The following is a 17,616-nucleotide window of genomic DNA, read 5'->3' on the forward strand; positions in this document are numbered from 1 at the left end:
GGCCCGCCGGTGTGGCGTCAGCCCTTGGGGGCCTCGAACTTCTGCGTCCGCTGCATGCCCGCGGCACGGCCCTTGGCCGACATCACCAGGGCCATCTTGCGCGACGCCTCGTCGATCATCTCGTCGCCGAGCATCGCGGCGCCCTTCATGCCGCCCTCGGCCGAGGTGCACCAGTCGTACGCGTCGAGGATCATCTCGGCGTGGTCGTAGTCGGCCTGGGTCGGCGAGTACAGCTCGTTCGCGGCGTCGATCTGGCCGGGGTGCAGCACCCACTTGCCGTCGAAGCCCAACGCCGCCGAGCGGCCGGCCACCCGACGGAACCCGTCCACCTCCTTGATCTGGAGGTAGGGGCCGTCGATCGCCTGGAGGTCGTTGGCCCGGGCGGCCATCAGGATGCGCATGAGGATGTAGTGGTAGGCGTCGCCGGTGTCGTAGCCCGGGGGCTGCTCGCCGACCACGAGCGACTTCATGTTGATCGACGCCATGAAGTCGGCCGGCCCGAAGATGATCGTCTCCACCCGCGGCGACGCGGCGGCGATCTCGTCCACGTTCACCAGGCCGCGGGCGTTCTCGATCTGCGCCTCGATGCCGATCCGACCGACCTCCAGGCCGACCGTCTTCTCGATCTGGGTGAGCAGCAGGTCCAGCGCCTTGATCTGGCCGGCGTCCTGGACCTTGGGCAGCATGATGGCGTCGAGGTTGGCCCCCGCGCCCTCCACGACGGTGACCACGTCGCGGTAGGTCCAGTGCGTGGTCCAGTCGTTGACCCGCACGACGCGGATCCGATTCCCCCAGTCGCCGTTGTTCAGCGCGTCGACGATGGTGTGTCGCGCGCCCTCCTTGGCGAGCGGGGCGCAGGCGTCCTCGAGGTCGAGGAACACCTGGTCGACCGGGAGCCCCTGCGCCTTCTCGATGAAGCGCGGGTTGCTGCCGGGCACAGCCATACAGGAACGGCGGGAACGCAAGCTACGCGATGTGGCGGCCATGTGTCTGGTCCTCCCAGTGCTGCGGATCGTGCGGTCAGGTTACCGACGGGTCACCCGACTCGGACTATGAGGTGGCGCACGTTCCGCGCCTGCGCGTTGTGGGACGCTGTGGCGCATGACGGACACCGACGCACCGCGCGATGAAGCGGCGCCGCTCGACGAGGCCGCACTGCGCGAGGAAGCGGCACTGCTGGAGGAAGCGGCGCGCAAGTCCGGCCTGCTCTGGCTCACCGTCGACGACGCCCCGCCGCGCCCGGTCTGGCACGTGTGGCTGGACGGCTCCTCGTGGCTGGTGACCGCCCGCGAGGACGGCGCCGTCGAGCAGTTCGTACCCGGCCTGGCCGAGGCCGGGCGGGCGCTGGTGGACGTCCGCAGCAAGGACAAGGGCGGACGGCTGCCCGGATGGAGCGCCGAGGTCCGGGTGGTCACCCCGGACGATCCGGCCTACGAGCCGGCCGTACTGGCCCTGCACGCGGCCCGGTTGAACGCGCCGGACGGCGAGGAGCAGCCGGCCCGCTGGGCACGCGAGTGCGACCTGATCCGGCTCACCCCCACCGGCTCGGCCCGATCCGCGCCCCGGGACGCGGGCCGCACCGTGCCGATCGGCTCGCCCGCGGTGACCCGCGGGGCCTCGCCGTTCAACCTGTCGATCGGCCGCCTGCGCCGACGCGGCTGAGCGCGGGTCGGCTCAGGAGAACAGCAGCGAGTCGCCCCGGAGGCCGCCGGGCACCGGCGGCTTGCTCGTCCGGCCGATGTCCGAGCGGCGCGTACTCCCGGTGGAGGGCGTGCCGTTCGGGGGGCGCGTCGAGGTGCCGTTGTTGCCGCTGCCGTTGGTCGGGCGGCCCTGGGTGGTCAGGCCCTTGTCCACCACGTCCTTGGGGTCCGGCGCGTGCACGTCCACCCGCTCGCCGTAGCCGAGGAAATCGAACGCGCCGGCCTGCCGGACCTCCGGGGCCGACTCCATCCGCAGCAGGTACGGAGCGCCCTCGGTGGCCACCCAGATGGTGCCGCCCGCGCCCGGCGTGCGGCTCTCCAGCGCGATCGCCTTGTGCCCGTTGACCTGCTTGACCGGGCCCTTCTCCAGTTTGCCCGGCTTGCCCATCAGCTTGTTGGTGAGCCGCTCGACGTAGGTGTTCTCCACGATGCCGTCGTACTTCTTGTCCCCGGAGGGGACCTGTACGTACTTCTCGTGGTTGGCCACGTCCGAGTTGGCGCCGTCGACCTTGGACCAGAACTTCGTGTCGCCCCGGAACCAGACCTGGTTCTGCACCCGGGTGACGTAGGCCGTCGTGCTGTCCTCGACGATCTGGCCCTCGCTGCCGGTGCTGGTGAAGCGCATGTCCACGCTGAACGGTTTGGCCGGTTTGCCGGCCGCGCCCGGGACCGTCAACTCGCCCTTGACGTGCACCGATTTCGCCCCGGCCGTCGCGGCCTGGGCCCGCTGCAGGATCGCCGCCGGGTCCAGGTTGTCCACCTGGTTGCCCAGTGGCGCACCGGCCAAGGGTTCGTCCACCGGTGCCTGCCACGAGCGGTGTGCGGGTCGTCCCGCACTGCACCCGGCGGCCAGCACCGTGACCGATACAGCCGTCGCCACCACGAAGCCGCGCCGCACGTGATCCACCGTTGGGTTCCCTCGTTGTTCGATGTCTCGTTGGTTCGCTGACCCGAATCGACGCTCGCCCGCGTCGCCGTCCTACCGGAAACGGTATCCCGGAGGGGGAATCGCCCGCCTCAGTCGGTGCCCGGCTTCGGCTCGTCGGGCTTGCCCGACGGTTGCTTGCCGTCGGTCAACGAGCCGTAGTCGACCACATCCTCGGCCTTGGGCAGCACCAGCGGGAAGTCCTGGTCGTATTCGAAGAGTTCGAGCGCTCCGCCGGTCGGCGACGGGATGTACTTGAGCGGGAACGGCGTCCCCCGCAGGGCCACTCGCAGTTCGCCGCCGCGGCCCCGGTCCGCCACCAGCTTGAGCGACTCGGCACCGCGCACGTTCTCCCGGCCGTCCTTCTTGAGCTTGCCGTTGAGCCGGATCAGATCGGTGATCATGTCCTGCATCCGGGTGAAGCCGGACAGTCGGGCGTAACTGGGATCGGCGGGCGAGACCTTGACGAACTTGTCCCGCAGCGCCTGGGCCGACTGTTCCACCTCGGCCCCGCCACGCCCGTCCCGACCCTGGTAGAGCCGGGCGTCGCCACGCACGAACAGGTCCTGGCCGACTCGCAGCAGTTCGATGGTGCTGTCCGCGGTGACCACGGTGCCCACCCCGCCGTCACGCTTGAGCCGCAGGTCGATCCGGAACTGCTGGCTCTGGATCTTCCACACGCCCTGCACGTGGACGGCGCCGGCCGCCGCGGCCGCCGCCTTGGACTTGCCGGCTATGGAGTCCGCGGACTCCGCACCGAGCCCGGTCTCCTCCTTCGAACACGCCGTGCCGGTGAGGACACAGGCGGCCAGGAGGGCGATCGTGGTCTTCATCCGAGGCAAGCGCACGGGCGGCACTGTACTGAGCCGGGCGCCGGGTGTCGTGATCATGCCCACCTTCACCGGTAACCTGACCGTTCGGGACACCCGCGGCACGAGCGCGCGGATCGGCCAACGCGGACGTACACATCGGCGACGGAGGGACCACGGCATGGGTGCGTCATCCGGGCGGGTGTTCATCTCGCACCTTGCCGGCGTGGCCGTGTTCGACCCCAACGGCGACCACGTCGGCCGGCTGCGCGACGTGGTGGTGATGTTGCGCACCGCCCAGCTTCCCCCACGCGTGCTCGGCCTGGTCGTCGAGGTGGCCACCCGGCGGCGGATCTTCGTCCCGATGACCCGGGTGACCAGTGTGGAGACCGGCGAGGTGATCACCACCGGGCTGGTCAACATGCGCCGCTTCGAGCAGCGGCCGAGCGAGACGCTGGTGCTCGCCGAGATGCTGGACCGCCGGGTGGCCCTGGCCGAGACCGACGAGCCGGTGACCGTGCTGGACGTCGCGATGGCGCTCGGGCGCGGTCGCGACTGGCTGCTCGCCAAGTTGTTCGTGCAAAAGGGCGCCACCTCCGGGCTGCGCCGGCGGCGCGGCGAGACGATCACCGTCGACTGGAACGCGGTGGTCGGCTTCGAGCGCCCGGAGGACCAGCAGGGCGCGGCCAACCTGCTCGCCACGTTCGAGCAGTTGCGGCCCGCCGACCTGGCGAACGTGCTGCACAACCTGTCCGCCAAGCGCCGTGCCGAGGTGGCCGCGGCGCTGGACGACGACCGGCTCGCGGACGTGCTGGAGGAGTTGCCCGAGGACGACCAGGTCGAGATCCTGGGCCAGCTCCAGGAGGAGCGGGCGGCCGACGTCCTGGAGGCGATGGACCCGGACGACGCGGCCGACCTGATCTCCGAGTTGCCCGAGGACACCGCGGAACGCCTGCTCGGCCTGATGGAGCCGGAGGAGGCCGAGGACGTCCGCCGACTGCTGACCTACGTCGAGGACACCGCCGGCGGCATGATGACCACCGAGCCGATCGTGCTGGAGCCGGGCGCCACGATCGCCGAGGCCCTCGCGCACGTGCGCAACTCCGACCTCTCGCCGGCCCTGGCCAGCCAGGTCTACGTCTGCCGGCCGCCGACCGAGACGCCGACCGGCAAGTACCTGGGCACGGTGCACTTCCAGCGGCTGTTGCGCGATCCACCGTTCACCCTGGTCGGCGCGGTCCTGGACACCGACCTGATGCCGCTGCGGCCGGACACCCCGCTCGCCGAGGTGACCAGCTTCCTGGCCGCGTACAACATGGTCGCCGCTCCCGTGGTGGACGAGGACGACCACCTGCTCGGCGCGGTCACCGTCGACGACGTGCTCGACCACCTGCTGCCCGAGGACTGGCGCGAGGGCGCCATACACGGAGACGGGGGAGTGCGCCGTGGCCCGTGAGAGCACGAGCACCGACAAGCGCCGCCGGCCGCGCCTGGATCAACCGCGCGCCCCGGGGCGGCGCCCGCTGCTGCCCGCGTACGATCCGGAGGCGTTCGGTCGGTTCTCCGAGCGGATCGCCCGCTTCCTGGGCACCGGCCGGTTCCTGGTCTACATGACCGCCACGGTGATCGTGTGGATCGGCTGGAACATCTTCGTGCCGCCGGCGCTGCGCTTCGACGAGTACCCGTTCATCTTCCTGACCCTGGCGTTGTCCCTGCAGGCGTCCTACGCGGCGCCGCTGATCCTGCTCGCGCAGAACCGGCAGGACGACCGGGACCGGGTCAACCTGGAGCAGGACCGGGCCCGCAACGAGCGCAACATCGCGGACACCGAGTATCTGACCCGCGAGGTCGCGGCGCTGCGGATCGCCCTCGGCGAGGTCGCCACCCGGGACTTCCTGCGCTCGGAACTCCAGTCCATGCTCAAGGAGTTGGACGAGCGTCGGGAGACCGACGGCTGGCTGATGGGGCGCGACGTGAGCGACACGCACCCGCCCCACCGGCAACACCCGCCGGAGCCGGAGCGTCCCTGAGCTGTTTTATACAATCGTATGAGTCATCCGTATAAGACATTTGTCTACGGCAGGGTTACGATCGGTGCATGGGACACCGCGAAGACCTGCTGGCCGGAGCCAAACGTTGTCTGTACGAGAAGGGCTACATGCGCACCACCGCGCGCGACATCGTCGCCGCGTCGGGGACCAACCTCGGATCGATCGGCTATCACTACGGGTCCAAGGACGCGCTGATGCAGCAGGCGCTGCTGGAGTCGATCGAGGGCTGGGGTGACGAACTGGCCGGCGCGCTGGCCGAGGCGGTCGGCGGCGAGACCGCGCCGCTGGAGCGCTTCGAGGCGATCTGGACACGGGTGATCGACCTGATGGAGTCGCACCGGATGATGTGGGCGGCCAACTTCGAGGTCCTGGCCCATCTCGACGAGTTGCCGGAGATCCACAAGGTGCTCGGCGCGGCACAGGAGGCCGGCCGCTCCGGACTGGCCTCGATCTTCCTGGGCGTGCCCGAGGAGGGCAACGAGCACCTCACCGGCACGGTCGGCGCGCTGTGTCAGGCGCTGCTGGTGGGCGTGGTCAGCCAGTGGATGTTCGCCCCGGAGAATGCCCCCACCGGCCGGGATCTCGCCGAGGGCATGCGGGTGCTCATGGGCGCCGGCGGGGCAGGCTGAACCGGCCGCCGGACAGCACCACGTGGGCCAGGACACCGGCGATCAGTCCCCAGAACGCGGATCCGATCCCGCCGATGGTGACCCCGGACGCGGTGGCCAGGAAGGTGATCAGCGCCGCCTCGCGGTGCTCGTCGTCGGCCATCGCGCCGGTGAGCCCGCTCGCCAGCGCGCCGAACAGCGCCACGCCCGCGACCGCCGCGACCAGTTCCTTGGGCAGGCCCGCGAACAGCGCCACCAGGGTAGACCCGAACATGCCCACGATCAGGTAGAAGACCCCGCACGAGACCCCCGCGACGTAGCGCCTGCGGGGGTCGTGGTGCGCCTCGGGCCCGGTGCAGATCGCGGCGGTGATCGCGGCCAGGTTGATCGCGTGCGACCCGAACGGCGCGAGCAGCGTGGACACCGCCCCGGTCGAGCCGATCAGCACCCGGTCGTTCGGCGCGTAGCCGGACGCGGCCAACACCCCCATCCCGGGCGCGTTCTGCGACGCGAGGGTGGCCACCAGGAGCGGCACCGCGATCCCGATCAGGGCGGGCACCGACAGGTGCGGTGTGGTCCACTGCGGCCGGGCGATCTCGAACGTGTCGATGTGCACGTGCAGCCGGGACGTCGCCGCCGCGCAGGCCACCCCGACCACGAGCGCGGCCGGTACCGCGTAGCGCGGGAGGAAGCGCTTCCCGAGCAGGTAGGCGAGCAGCACGCCGCCGGCGATCCAGGGCGCGGTCCGGACCGAGGTGAACACCCCGGTGCCGAACGAGAACAGGATTCCGGCCAGCATCGCGGACACCACCGCGGCGGGCACCCGGCGGATCAGCCGGCCGAACACGCCGGTCACCCCGATCACGGTGATCAGCACGCCGGTCACCACGAACGCGCCGATCGCCTCGGGATACGGGTACGAACCCAGGCTGGTCACCAGCAGCGCGGCGCCCGGGGTGGACCACGCGGTGACGATCGGCATCCTGGTGTACAGGCTCAGGCCCAGGCAGGTCAGCCCGCTGCCGATGGACAACGCCCAGACCCACGAGCCGGTCTGCTCCCGGGTCAGCCCGCCGGCCGAGGCCGCGGTCAGCACGATCACCAGCGGCCCCGAGTAGGAGACCAGCACCGCGATCAGACCGGCGAGCACGGCCGAGAAGGACGCGTCCCGCCACCACCTCGGCTCGGCCGAGGGCGGCGCCGGTTCGGTGTTCGTCGTGGTCCCCGTACGCACCCGGCGCCTCGCCTCGTGGTCAATCGTGGTCGTAGACGGTGACCTGGACACCGCACGCGCTCAACCGTTCGAGGACGAGCGGCTCCACCCTGCCCCAGCTACCCCCCGCCAGACCACAGCCAATTCGCGGCATGTGGACCGCGGCCCCGAGTTCGAGCGCCCGGCGGCCGACTTCGCCCAGGGCCCGGTCGATCGCCTCGTAGCGCACCGGCGGCCCTTTGCTGCCGGTGCGCATGCCGTGTTGGCCGATCATGTTGGCCACCCACAGGTGGGTGGCCACCCGGACCAGGCGTACCGCGCCGAGCCCGAAGTCGTTGCCCGCCCGCTCGCGATGCCAACGTCGATAGTCGGCCTCGGGCTCGGGCCAACGCCGAGATACCGCGAGCACGAAGCCCTTGCCCCAGCCGCCCTGGTCGTTGCAGACGTGCGCGATCACCTTGACGCCCTTGCCCAGCGGCGTGGTGGCGTCTCCTCGGACGTACGTGACGGTCGCCATGCGCGGCACCGTAGCCAACCGCACCGACGCGTCGGCACCGACTGCCCGGGCTCGCCGCCGTACCGCCGGGCGGCGGCACCGTCACGGTCGGCCGAACAGGCGGGCCGCGTTGTCGTGGCAGACCGCCCGCAGCCAGTCGTCGCCCAGCTCCAGCCGGGTCAGCGCGTCGAGCCCGTGCACGTAGCCGTACGGGATGTTCGGGAAGTCGCTGCCCCACAGGATGCGATCCGCCGCGTCCCGCAGCCGGACCCGGTCGGCGGGCGGGAACGGGGTGAACTCCTCGACGAAGTCGGTGAAGGCCATCGTGGTGTCCAGATACACGCCCTCGTGCCGGTCCGCGAGATCCAGGAACTCGCCGTATTCCGGCATCCCCATGTGCGCGACGATCAGCCGCAGTCGCGGGTGCCGGGCGAGCACCCGGGTGATCGGCTCGGGCCCGGTGTGCGCCCCGGGCACCGGCCCCGAACCGCAGTGCGCGACCACCGGCACCCCCGCGTCCGCGAGCGTGCCCCACACGTCCTCCAGCAGCGGATCGCCCGGGTCGTACCCACCGACCTGGACGTGCGCCTTGAACACGACCGCCCCCGACTCGATCGCCTCGCGCACGTACTTGCCCGCGCCCGGCTCGGCGAAGAAGGTCGCCGTGTGCAGGCAGTCCGGGGTACGCGCGGCGAACTCGCGCGCCCACGCGTTCAGCCACACGGCCATCCCGGGTTTGTGCGGATACAACATCGAGGTGAACGCCGAGACGCCGAACGCGCGCAGCTTGGCCACCCGTTCGTCCTCGTCGAGTCGGTAGGTGATCGGCCACGGCCGGCCGATCAGCGGACCGGCCGCGTCGAAGTAGGCCCACACCTTGTCCAGCACTCGCTTGGGCATGAAGTGCGTGTGCACGTCGATCAACGACGCCAGTCCCAGTTCCCGGCGAAACCGGGCCACGCGCGTCTCCTCGGTCACCGTCGTCACACGGCCACCTCCCCATTCGGCTCGCAGGTCGATGCTCTCGAAGGGATTTTCCGAGGGCGTCGTAAGCTCACGGTATGGCTTCTGCAACCCTGCCCTCGGCGGACGACGTCCAGGATGCGCTGGCGACCGTCCAGGACCCCGAGATCCACCGGCCCATCACCGAATTGGGCATGGTCAAATCCGTCGAGATCCATCCCGACGGGCGGGTCGAGGTCGGGGTCTTCCTGACCGTCAGCGGCTGCCCGATGCGCGAGACGATCATCACCCGGGTCGAGACGGCCGTCGCCGCGCTGCCCGGCGTGACCTCGGTCGACGTCGAACTCGACGTGATGAGCGACGCACAGCGCAAGGAACTCGCGAGCAACCTGCGCGGCGGCCAGGCCGAGCGCGAGGTGCCGTTCGCCAAGCCCGGCTCGCTCACCCGGGTCTACGCGGTGGCGTCCGGCAAGGGCGGCGTCGGCAAGTCGTCGGTGACGGTGAACCTGGCCGCCTCGATGGCCGCCCAGGGGCTCAAGGTCGGCATCGTGGACGCGGACATCTACGGCCACTCGGTGCCGCGCATGCTCGGCGCGGAGGGCAAGCCCACCCAGGTCGAGAACATGATCATGCCGCCGTCGGCGCAGGGCGTGAAGGTGATCTCGATCGGCATGTTCACCCCGGGCAACGCCCCGGTGGTGTGGCGCGGTCCGATGTTGCACCGCGCGCTCCAGCAGTTCCTCGCCGACGTCTACTGGGGCGACCTGGACGTGCTGCTGCTCGACCTCCCGCCGGGCACCGGCGACATCGCCATCTCGGTCGCCCAGTTGGTCCCCAACGCGGAGATCCTGGTGGTGACCACACCGCAGCAGGCCGCCGCCGAGGTCGCCGAGCGGGCGGGCACCATCGCGGTGGAGACCCGGCAGACCATCGCCGGCGTGATCGAGAACATGGCCGGGCTGCCCTGCCCGCACTGCGGCGAGATGGTCGACGTGTTCGGCTCCGGCGGCGGTCAGCGGGTCGCCGACGGTCTGTCCGCGGCCACCGGCACCAAGGTCCCGCTGCTCGGTTCGATCCCGATCGACACCCGGCTGCGCGAGGGCGGCGACACCGGCAAGCCGGTCGTGCTGGACGCCCCGGAATCGCCCGCGGCCATCGCGCTGGGCACGATCGCGGCCAAGCTCGGCGGACGCGAGCGCGGGCTCTCCGGCCTCCAGCTCGGACTGACCCCGCTGCGCAACTTCTAGCCGCGGTCGGGAAGATCCCGATGGAGGTCGGCGGCACCCCGCCCGACGGCGCTCCACCGCGATGATCCCGAGGGCACGCGCGCCCGTTCGACGGTCGCGCCCGTGCCCCCGGGGTCATCGCGCCGCGGTCACGAGTCCGGTTTCGCGTACTTGTGCAGGTCCACCTCGCGGGACAGGCCCAGGCCGTACGCGCTCGCGCCGCGGCCGTACACCCCGAGGTAGACACCCGCGCTCTCGCCCGCGAGCACCCAGCCGTAGGCCGACTCCCGATAGCGGAACCGCGCGGGCACCCCGTCCACCGGGATGGCCAGGTCCGTCCAACCGGGTCCGGTCAGATTGTCGGACAGATCCCACGCGATGTTGGTCTGCTGATCCAGCCACTCCGCCCGGGTCGTGCGGTCCAACTGCCACGGCCAACTGTCCGCGAGCAATGCCACCCCTGCGAGTGACGCCGCGCTCGCCTTGGAGGTGGCCTCCATCTGTCCCGTGCCGTCCCCGGCCGGCCGCTTGGGCCGCCGCGGGACGGTCACCACGGACACGAACCGGCGCGGTGTCGGATCACCGGGCCGCCGGCTCGGCAGGTCTCCGTGGCCGAGCGTGCCGTACTCGATCGTGCGCCGGCCCTTGCATACCGACGACAACCAACGCCGCCCGTTCCAGCCCTCGTCCAGGCCGTACCAGGGGAAGTCCGCGCCCAGGTATTCCGCCAGCAGGTCGGGCTTGCCCGCCTCGTCGGCGGGCAACGCCTCGCCCGCGTGGCTGATTGTGTCCATGCTCCGCCTCAGGTCCTCTCGCGCGGCGCGGCGGCGCCGCCGGCTGCCTCGGTATGCCATGGCCGGGGCCCACCTCCCCCCGCGCCTCTCGGGTGGACCGACCCTTCGATACATGTATCCGCCGAGTCACCGACCACACACCGCCCGTGTACTCCGGCTACATAGTGCCCGAATGCGCGGACGACCCCGCACCGCGCACGACCGTCGACGGCCGGGAATCGGCGACACCGGGCAGCGGTCCTCGAACCCGCGTCGGAAAGGACCCTCGACGCGGCGACCGCCGACGCTCAGGTCGCGTCGGCGTCGTACGGCGGGCGCTCGCCGGGCTCCACCCGGGGAGCGGCGGTCTTCTTCTGCAACGACGGCGGGCTGTACGAGGTGTCCGGCACGTCCGAGTCGTAGGGGCTGCCACTGGCCAGGCCCTTGATCTCCTCGAAGTCCTTGCCGAGCGAGTCGCGCAGCTCGCGGATGCCCAGGTCGTCGTCGCCGTCGCCCATCAGGTTCTTGCGCACGAACGTCTTGGGGTTGAGGTCCTCCAGGTGCATGTCCTGGAACTCCGGACCGAGTTCCTTCTTCAGATCGGCCCGGGCCCCGGAGGAGAACTCGCGAAACTTGCGAATGGTGCGGGCCACGTCGCCGATCATCTTCGGCAACTTCTCCGGACCGAAGATCACGATCGCGAGGATGACGAGCGCGACCATCTCGGGTGCACCGACGTCGAACACCTGGACTCCACGAGATTGCGCGAGGGGGTTCGATCGGGCGACCGAACCCCCTCAGAGTAGTCGTCGACACCTGGAGCGGAAGGCCGCAGCCGGCATCGAACCTTCCGTTTGGTGCCTATCGTCGGAAGATGTGACCGTCCGGACATGTGTACGTCATGTCCGAGTCATCCGGCTTCGAGGGTCATGTCGACCGTGCGCTCGCCGCCGTCCCGTTCGATGGTCAGCTTGACCACCGCACCGGGAGCCTTGGACCGGATCGCCACGATCAACTCGTTGGCGTCGTGCACCTTGCGGCCGTCGATCGCCTTGATCACGTCGCCCGGCTTGAGCCCGGCCCGCTCGGCCGGTCCCCCGGCCCGGATCGGCGGCGTGCCCTTGACGTCCGAGGACGCGATCCGCGCGCCGTCGCCCTGGTACGCGACGTCCAACGAGACGCCGATCACCGGATGCGACGCCTTGCCGGTGTCGATCAACTGCTGCGCGACGCGACGCGCCTGGTTGATCGGGATGGCGAAGCCGAGGCCGATGCTGCCCGCCTCCTGCTGCGTGCCGAACGGATTGCCCTGCCCGCCACCGCCGGCCGAGCGGATCGCCGAGTTGATCCCGATCACCGAGCCCGCCGCGTCGATCAGCGGGCCACCGGAGTTGCCGGGGTTGATCGGCGCGTCGGTCTGCAACGCGCTGATGTAGGACACGTCGCTGCCCGAACCGCCCGCGCTCACCGCACGGTCCTTGGCGCTGATGATCCCGGAGGTGACGGTGCCCTCCAGGTTGAACGGCGCGCCGATGGCGATCACCGGGTCGCCGACCTGGACGCCGTCGGAGTTGCCCAGCGGCAGCGGGTGCAGCCCCTGCACGCCCGACACCCGGATCACCGCGAGGTCGTAGCCGGTGTCCCGGCCGACCAGGGTCGCCTGGGTCTGCTGGCCGTCGTTGAAGGTGACCGTGATCGTGCCGCCGGACGAGGCCGCGTCGACCACGTGGTTGTTGGTCAGGATGTCGCCGGCGGTGTCCAGCACGAAGCCGGTGCCGGTGGCCTCGCCTCGGCCGGTCTTGGTGTGGATGTACACCACCCCCGGCAGCGTGCTGCCCGCGAGCCCGGCGATGGTGTCCTTGCCGCGGGCCGGACCGGTGGGCGGCGCGGCGCCGAGCCGAACCTTGGTGTCGTGCCGGTCGGCGATCCAGGCACCGATGCCGCCGCCGATCAGACCGGCCACCAGCGCGAGGGCCGCGGCCCACACCACGAGTCGGCGACCGTAGCGCCTGCCGAGGTCCTCGGTGGGCCCGCCGGCGCCGGTCATGTCTCCCGGTACCGAATATCCGTACGGCACCGCCTGATAGGGCGCGTAGGCCGTCTGCGGGGCGTACGAGGGGTACGGCCCGTAGGGCCCGTAGCCGGTTTGCCCCACGCCGGGGTGGGTGCCGTAGCCGCCGACCTGCCCCGGCCACGGCTGCTGCTGCGGCGGCGGACCGGCGGGCGGGGGCGGCTGCGGGGGCGGCGCGAAGGGATCGTAGGCGGGGTCGTCCGCGCTCGGCAGCTCGGCGGTGCCGTGTACCACCGGCACCTCGGTGGTGACCGCGTCCCGCACGTCCGGGACCGGGGGGCCGAACGCGGCCGGCTCGGTCGCGGGATCGGCCGGCGCGGCCTCGTCGGCGGGCCCGACCGGGGTGGCGTCCTCGCCCGCCACCGGGCGATCGGCCTTGGCCGACGACGGCCGGTCCGGGAACGCGGCGGGTTCGGCGTCGGGACCGGCCTGGGACGCGTGCTCCGACGGTGCCCCGGTCGACGCGCCGCCCGGTGCCCGGTCCGGTGTCTCGTCCGGCGTCCGAGCCGACGGCCCGGGGCGGACCCCGCCGGCCGGCTCCGCCTCGGCCGGTTCGGCGGACCGACCCGGCTCGGGCTCGTCCGCCCGGGCACCCGCCGCCGAGGGCGGTGCCCCGGGCGGGAAGGCCGCCGGTTCCGCGTCGTGATCGGGTCCCGGCCCGGCCGGCGCGTCGTCGCCTCGCGGCGGCTCCGCTCCCCCGCGGCCGTATGCGTCGCTCATCGTGTGCCTTCCTACCGCTCCCGGTGTGCCGAGCACCTGCTGCTTCCCCGACACGGCCACAGTCTTGCGCGTGGCGATCGGTGCCGTCCCGGCGGCAGTGGATACCCGCCCCGCCACGTCGCACGCGCGGTCGGCCGAAAGTGCCCCGCCCGCCGGGCGACACCCACCCCGATTCGCCCGACGACGACCCGTTTCCGCCGATCCGCACCACACCGGGCCACGACCTCGATCCCGCGCCGAATACCTCGACGCGGGATTGCGGTCGTCGCCCTAGTGGCGAGCGCCCTCCGACGGCACCGGCACCGTCAGCGGGGCGCCGGCCAGCACCAGCCCCGGCCGGCGCGGCGCCGAGCCCGCCGGCAGTGCGGTCGTGGTGGCGGCCTGCTCCACGAGGTATCGCTCCACGGCCGGCGCCGCGGGCCGTCCCTCGGTGCCGCCGCTCGTCCCGCCCGGCACGAACGCGCTGCTCAGCGCGACGGCCATCATCGAGAACGCGCCCGCGGCGGCGAATGTCAGCCGACGCCGGCTCACCGGCGGGCGCACCCGCTCGGGCATGTTGCCGGGCCGACCGGCCCGCGGACCGGTCGAGCGCAGACGCGCACGTGCCGAGACCGCCGGTCGCCCGGCGGTCGGGAAGGTGAAACGATCCCCCGACGCGGGCGGCGGAGGCGGCTCCTGATCCGGCTCGCCCAAGGCCAGCAACCGCGCCATCAGATCGCCCGACGGTCCGGGTTGCGCCACCTTGCCGAGCAGTTGTTTCACCTGGCGCTGCTCCTCCGCCTCCACGCGACAGTCCGCGCATTCGGCGAGGTGCGCCAGCACCTTCTCACGGGCCTCGTGGCCCAGCTCGCCGTCCACATAGGCGGCGAGCTTGTCGTCGAGGTGGCTCATGTCCCCACCTCGCATGCCCCACGTCGGGTCGCGGCGCGCCCCACCCGTGTGGCACTCACTACCCCCCTGCCCAAGCGGTCGCCGGGCTCACTGATCACGGTCCCTCATCTCCGCACCGTGGTCCGGACCTCCGCAGCCGTCTCCTGGCCTGCCTTGTTCCGGGGAGCACGATGCCGCAGCGCCGCACGGAGCTGGGACCGGCCGCGGTGAATGCGGCTGCGCACGGTCCCGAGTTTCACTCCGAGCGTGGTGGCGATCTCCTCGTACGACAGGCCCTCGATGTCACACAGCACGACCGCGGCGCGGAACTCCGGAGCGAGCGCGTCCAGCGCCTGCTGGACGTCCGCGTCCAGGTGGGCGTCGTCGTATGCCTGCGCGGGTGAGAGCTCACGACCGGCGAGGCGTTCGCCCGCGTCGTCGCCCAGACCCTCGAAGCGGATGCGCTGACGGCGCCGAACCATGTCGAGGAAAAGGTTCGTGGTGATGCGGTGCAGCCAACCCTCGAACGTGCCGGGCGTGTAGCTCGACAACGATCGGAACACTCGGACGAACACCTCTTGGGTGATGTCGTCCGCGTCGTGCGGGTTGCCGCTGAGGCGGTAGGCGAGCCGATAGACCCGAGCGGAGTGGGTGCGGACGATGTCCTCCCACGACGGCGGGACCCATTCGGCCTGGGCTGGGCTGCTGATTGCGTTTGCGGCTTCGGCCACGTGATCCGGCATCGGCGACGCGTCGCGGGTACAGGATTGTTCCCCGCGGTGGTCGACCACTGCCACACCTCCTCTTCCGAGTAGCGCAACCACCATAAGCGCCCTGCCTGTTAAGCCCGGATAAGGGCGCCGAGCCCGGATCCGGCCCACCTGCGGTGCCGCGAGACCACGAGCCTCGTGTTCACCTGTCTTCCGAGGGGGCCAACGAACCGCGCCCGGACGGGGTTCCCCGATTCCGGCCCGGTCGCCCCCCGGCGCTCGTGCCCGGCGCCCGGGCGCACGCGTGCGGCGCTCCCCGGCCGGGCGGATGACCCCTCGGTAATACCCTTGCGCTCAGGTGGCCGACCCGTCGAGACGCGTACGGGCGGCCGGGACAGAGGAGGAAGCCATTTCCGGCAATCGCCAGGCGAGCTGGGCGTTCGCGGAAGAGTACGTCGGCGAGGACGCCGTCCTCGCGGGCGCCCGCGCCCGCGCCCGGGAAGTCGGCGTGCTCCCGATAGGTCCGGGTGGCGGTGCCGCACTGCGCTTCCTCGCGGCCGCGGTGGAGGCCAAGGCGGTCGCCGAGATCGGGACCGGGACCGGGGTCTCCGGCCTCTACCTGCTGCGCGGCATGCGCCCCGACGGCGTGCTCACCACGGTCGACGCCGACCCGGAGAACCAGCGCCTCGCCAAGGAGACCTTCACCGAGGCGGGCTTCCCCAGCGGTCGTGCCCGGTTCATCCCGGGCCGCGCCCTGGAGGTGCTGCCGCGGCTCGCCGACGGCGGTTACGACCTGGTCTTCTGCGACGGCGACAAACTGGAGTACCTGGACTACCTGGCCGAGGCGCTGCGCCTGCTGCGACCCGGCGGCGTGGTCTGCTTCGACAACGCGCTCCTGCACGACCGGGTGCCCGATCCGGCGCACCGGGACCCGGAGACCGCGGCCGTGCGCGACGTGCTGCGGGTGATCCGCGAGCACGAGTCGCTCGTGCCCGCGCTGCTCCCGGTCGGCGACGGCCTGCTGTGCGCGGCCCGCCGGGGCTGATCGCCTCCGGTGGTCGCGGCTCGTCGGGACTCCTCCCGCCCGCGCCGTCGGGCCAAAGCCGCCCGGACATGCCGACGGCCTCGATTCGGACCCGAGTCTCCGGGTCCGAATCGAGGCCGTCGCATCACGACTTTCGTCGAGGGCGTCGCCCCGGGGGGGTCAGCCCACGGCGTTCTTCAGCGCCTCGCTCAGGGCGCCGGCCTCATCGGCCGACAGCTCGACTACGAGCCGTCCACCGCCCTCAAGCGGAACGCGCATGACGATGCCCCGCCCTTCCTTGGTCACCTCGAGCGGGCCGTCGCCCGTCCGCGGCTTCATGGCCGCCATGCTCGTTCCCCTTCCTGCATATCGACGCACCGGTGCTCAAACCGGCCACCGGTCTTCGAGAGCATTGATCAGGGACCATTATCCCGCATCGAACGGTGGGGTGAGCAACATCGGGTCCCGTCGGCCTCTCGAACCTCGTCCGTACGGAGCGGAATGAGATGGTCCGTCCCGGCTCGAAATCGAGCTGACGGTCCATCAGGGCCGGGCGGGGGCACGGCCGGACGGTCCGGCATGCTGTGCACATCCCACCTGCGGTGATGTACGTGATGCGGAGGCAGGCCATGGCCGACAAGACCGACAATGTGCTCTACGAACTCGCCGACGGAGTCGCGACCGTCACGCTGAACCGTCCCGACGCGATGAACTCGTTGGACGAATCGAGCAAGATCGCGTTGCGCGACGCGGTGCTGCGCGCGGCCGAGGATCCCGATGTTCGAGCGGTCCTGCTGACCGGCAGCGGCCGGGCGTTTTGTGTCGGCCAGGACCTCAAGGCGCACATCCGCCAGCTCGAAACCGGCCCCGAGGCCACCTTCGCGACCGTGCGCGAGCACTACAACCCGTTGGTGACCGCGCTCGCCACGATGGCCAAGCCGGTGATCGCCGCGGTCAACGGCGTCGCGGCGGGGGCCGGCGCGGCGATCGCGTGGGCCTGCGACTTCCGGATCATGGCGGACACGGCCGGCTTCAACACGGCGTTCGCGGGCGTCGCGCTGACCGCCGACTCCGGCGCGTCGTGGACGTTGCCGCGCCTGGTCGGTCAGGCTCGGGCGGTCGAACTGCTGATGGTGCCGCGCATGGTCAAGGCGGCCGAGGCGCTCGAACTGGGACTGGCCAACCAGGTGGTGCCGGCCGATCAGGTGCTGGACACGGCGCGCGAACTGGCCCGCCGGCTCGCCGAGGGGCCGACCGTGGCGCTGGCCGCGCTCAAGGAGTCGGTGGCCTACGGCGCGTCGCACTCGCTGGTCGAGACCCTGGCCAAGGAGGAGGAGCTGCAACTGCGCGTGGGCGGCTCGCAGGACCACCGGATCGCGGTCGCGGCCTTCGTCGCCAAGGAGAAGCCGACCTTCGTCGGCCGCTGAGTCCGGCTCGGCGCACCGCCGCGCGAGGTC

Annotated in this window: 19 protein-coding genes; 7 read left to right on the forward strand and 12 right to left on the reverse strand. The window is 71.6% G+C overall.

Annotated features, from left to right (window positions below; all coding sequences use genetic code 11):
• Nucleotides 1-17 precede the first annotated feature (17 nt).
• Nucleotides 18-986, reverse strand: coding sequence for a CoA ester lyase (locus tag ACH4U8_RS37000; protein WP_360314675.1), 969 nt, complete (start codon nt 984-986; stop codon nt 18-20).
• A 115-nt stretch (nt 987-1,101) separates the two neighbouring features.
• Between ACH4U8_RS37000 and ACH4U8_RS37005 the strand changes: the two genes are divergently transcribed.
• A complete protein-coding gene (locus ACH4U8_RS37005; RefSeq protein WP_360314673.1) occupies nt 1,102-1,662 on the forward strand; it encodes a hypothetical protein in 561 nt (186 codons plus the stop codon).
• A 12-nt stretch (nt 1,663-1,674) separates the two neighbouring features.
• Here the strand turns inward: ACH4U8_RS37005 and ACH4U8_RS37010 are convergent, their stop codons facing one another.
• Both ACH4U8_RS37010 and ACH4U8_RS37015 read right to left on the reverse strand, forming a co-directional pair.
• A complete protein-coding gene (locus tag ACH4U8_RS37010; RefSeq protein ID WP_360314671.1) occupies nt 1,675-2,607 on the reverse strand; it encodes a hypothetical protein in 933 nt (310 codons plus the stop codon).
• A 110-nt stretch (nt 2,608-2,717) separates the two neighbouring features.
• Nucleotides 2,718-3,473: a hypothetical protein gene (locus tag ACH4U8_RS37015; protein ID WP_360314669.1), complete on the reverse strand. Its 756-nt coding sequence runs from the start codon at nt 3,471-3,473 to the stop codon at nt 2,718-2,720.
• 142 nt (nt 3,474-3,615) lie between these two features.
• On the opposite strand from ACH4U8_RS37015, the gene ACH4U8_RS37020 reads away from it, so the two are divergent.
• The 3 genes from ACH4U8_RS37020 to ACH4U8_RS37030 all read left to right on the forward strand — a co-directional run bounded on the left by ACH4U8_RS37020 (nt 3,616) and on the right by ACH4U8_RS37030 (nt 6,114).
• Entirely contained in the window at nt 3,616-4,890 is a 1,275-nt protein-coding gene (locus tag ACH4U8_RS37020; RefSeq protein ID WP_395782629.1) for a magnesium transporter MgtE N-terminal domain-containing protein, read from the forward strand.
• Entirely contained in the window at nt 4,880-5,464 is a 585-nt protein-coding gene (locus ACH4U8_RS37025) for a DUF1003 domain-containing protein (protein ID WP_360314665.1), read from the forward strand. Before ACH4U8_RS37020 ends, ACH4U8_RS37025 begins: the two co-directional genes overlap by 11 nt.
• A 68-nt stretch (nt 5,465-5,532) precedes the next feature.
• On the forward strand, nt 5,533-6,114 hold the full coding sequence (locus ACH4U8_RS37030; RefSeq protein ID WP_395782630.1) for a TetR/AcrR family transcriptional regulator: 582 nt from the start codon (nt 5,533-5,535) through the stop codon (nt 6,112-6,114).
• Here the strand turns inward: ACH4U8_RS37030 and ACH4U8_RS37035 are convergent.
• The 3 genes from ACH4U8_RS37035 to ACH4U8_RS37045 all read right to left on the reverse strand — a co-directional run bounded on the left by ACH4U8_RS37035 (nt 6,089) and on the right by ACH4U8_RS37045 (nt 8,789).
• Nucleotides 6,089-7,327, reverse strand: coding sequence for a benzoate/H(+) symporter BenE family transporter (locus tag ACH4U8_RS37035; protein WP_395782631.1), 1,239 nt, complete (start codon nt 7,325-7,327; stop codon nt 6,089-6,091). The genes ACH4U8_RS37030 and ACH4U8_RS37035 overlap by 26 nt on opposite strands.
• A 19-nt stretch (nt 7,328-7,346) precedes the next feature.
• On the reverse strand, nt 7,347-7,823 hold the full coding sequence (locus tag ACH4U8_RS37040; RefSeq protein ID WP_395782632.1) for a macro domain-containing protein: 477 nt from the start codon (nt 7,821-7,823) through the stop codon (nt 7,347-7,349).
• 81 nt (nt 7,824-7,904) lie between these two features.
• Nucleotides 7,905-8,789 (reverse strand): amidohydrolase family protein, encoded by an 885-nt coding sequence (locus tag ACH4U8_RS37045; protein ID WP_360314657.1) that lies wholly within the window; start codon nt 8,787-8,789, stop codon nt 7,905-7,907.
• Between the two features lie 74 nt (nt 8,790-8,863).
• Here ACH4U8_RS37045 and ACH4U8_RS37050 point away from each other — a divergent pair, with 74 nt between their 5' ends.
• Entirely contained in the window at nt 8,864-10,012 is a 1,149-nt protein-coding gene (locus ACH4U8_RS37050; protein WP_379991139.1) for an Mrp/NBP35 family ATP-binding protein, read from the forward strand.
• A 128-nt stretch (nt 10,013-10,140) separates the two neighbouring features.
• On the opposite strand, the gene ACH4U8_RS37055 is transcribed toward ACH4U8_RS37050, so the two are convergent.
• From ACH4U8_RS37055 to sigE, 5 genes are all read right to left on the reverse strand, one after another.
• A complete protein-coding gene (locus ACH4U8_RS37055) occupies nt 10,141-10,785 on the reverse strand; it encodes a hypothetical protein (RefSeq protein WP_395782633.1) in 645 nt (214 codons plus the stop codon).
• A gap of 287 nt (nt 10,786-11,072) precedes the next feature.
• Nucleotides 11,073-11,510, reverse strand: a complete 438-nt coding sequence (locus ACH4U8_RS37060; RefSeq protein ID WP_360314653.1) for a sec-independent translocase — start codon at nt 11,508-11,510, stop codon at nt 11,073-11,075.
• A gap of 164 nt (nt 11,511-11,674) precedes the next feature.
• Nucleotides 11,675-13,555 (reverse strand): trypsin-like peptidase domain-containing protein, encoded by a 1,881-nt coding sequence (locus tag ACH4U8_RS37065; protein ID WP_395782634.1) that lies wholly within the window; start codon nt 13,553-13,555, stop codon nt 11,675-11,677.
• A 270-nt stretch (nt 13,556-13,825) separates the two neighbouring features.
• Nucleotides 13,826-14,446, reverse strand: a complete 621-nt coding sequence (locus tag ACH4U8_RS37070) for an anti-sigma factor (protein ID WP_360314649.1) — start codon at nt 14,444-14,446, stop codon at nt 13,826-13,828.
• 104 nt (nt 14,447-14,550) lie between these two features.
• Nucleotides 14,551-15,168 carry an RNA polymerase sigma factor SigE gene (gene sigE / locus ACH4U8_RS37075; protein ID WP_052174094.1) on the reverse strand — a complete coding sequence of 206 codons (618 nt, stop codon included), beginning with the start codon at nt 15,166-15,168 and terminating at the stop codon, nt 14,551-14,553.
• Between the two features lie 325 nt (nt 15,169-15,493).
• Between sigE and ACH4U8_RS37080 the strand changes: the two genes are divergently transcribed.
• On the forward strand, nt 15,494-16,180 hold the full coding sequence (locus ACH4U8_RS37080) for an O-methyltransferase (protein ID WP_360314647.1): 687 nt from the start codon (nt 15,494-15,496) through the stop codon (nt 16,178-16,180).
• A gap of 159 nt (nt 16,181-16,339) precedes the next feature.
• Here ACH4U8_RS37080 and ACH4U8_RS37085 read toward each other — a convergent pair whose 3' ends face one another.
• Complete coding sequence (locus ACH4U8_RS37085; RefSeq protein WP_078976897.1) at nt 16,340-16,507, reverse strand: DUF3117 domain-containing protein; 168 nt, start codon at nt 16,505-16,507, stop codon at nt 16,340-16,342.
• Between the two features lie 281 nt (nt 16,508-16,788).
• On the opposite strand from ACH4U8_RS37085, the gene ACH4U8_RS37090 reads away from it, so the two are divergent.
• Entirely contained in the window at nt 16,789-17,586 is a 798-nt protein-coding gene (locus ACH4U8_RS37090) for an enoyl-CoA hydratase-related protein (protein ID WP_360314645.1), read from the forward strand.
• Nucleotides 17,587-17,616 lie beyond the last annotated feature (30 nt).

The organism is Embleya sp. NPDC020886 (genome assembly GCF_044333915.1).
In the GTDB taxonomy this organism is placed as follows: Bacteria; Actinomycetota; Actinomycetes; order Streptomycetales; family Streptomycetaceae; genus Embleya.

Excerpts from the sequence above, each read along its gene's own strand:
- ACH4U8_RS37000 (WP_360314675.1), bottom strand. The coding sequence starts at position 986 with ATGGCCGCCACATCGCGTAGCTTGCGTTCCCGCCGTTCCTGTATGGCT.
- ACH4U8_RS37005 (WP_360314673.1), top strand. The coding sequence starts at position 1,102 with ATGACGGACACCGACGCACCGCGCGATGAAGCGGCGCCGCTCGACGAG.
- ACH4U8_RS37020 (WP_395782629.1), top strand. The coding sequence starts at position 3,616 with ATGGGTGCGTCATCCGGGCGGGTGTTCATCTCGCACCTTGCCGGCGTG.
- ACH4U8_RS37030 (WP_395782630.1), top strand. The coding sequence starts at position 5,533 with ATGGGACACCGCGAAGACCTGCTGGCCGGAGCCAAACGTTGTCTGTAC.
- ACH4U8_RS37040 (WP_395782632.1), bottom strand. The coding sequence starts at position 7,823 with ATGGCGACCGTCACGTACGTCCGAGGAGACGCCACCACGCCGCTGGGC.
- ACH4U8_RS37050 (WP_379991139.1), top strand. The coding sequence starts at position 8,864 with ATGGCTTCTGCAACCCTGCCCTCGGCGGACGACGTCCAGGATGCGCTG.
- ACH4U8_RS37055 (WP_395782633.1), bottom strand. The coding sequence starts at position 10,785 with ATGGACACAATCAGCCACGCGGGCGAGGCGTTGCCCGCCGACGAGGCG.
- ACH4U8_RS37065 (WP_395782634.1), bottom strand. The coding sequence starts at position 13,555 with ATGAGCGACGCATACGGCCGCGGGGGAGCGGAGCCGCCGCGAGGCGAC.
- ACH4U8_RS37070 (WP_360314649.1), bottom strand. The coding sequence starts at position 14,446 with ATGAGCCACCTCGACGACAAGCTCGCCGCCTATGTGGACGGCGAGCTG.
- sigE (WP_052174094.1), bottom strand. The coding sequence starts at position 15,168 with ATGCCGGATCACGTGGCCGAAGCCGCAAACGCAATCAGCAGCCCAGCC.
- ACH4U8_RS37085 (WP_078976897.1), bottom strand. The coding sequence starts at position 16,507 with ATGGCGGCCATGAAGCCGCGGACGGGCGACGGCCCGCTCGAGGTGACC.
- ACH4U8_RS37090 (WP_360314645.1), top strand. The coding sequence starts at position 16,789 with ATGGCCGACAAGACCGACAATGTGCTCTACGAACTCGCCGACGGAGTC.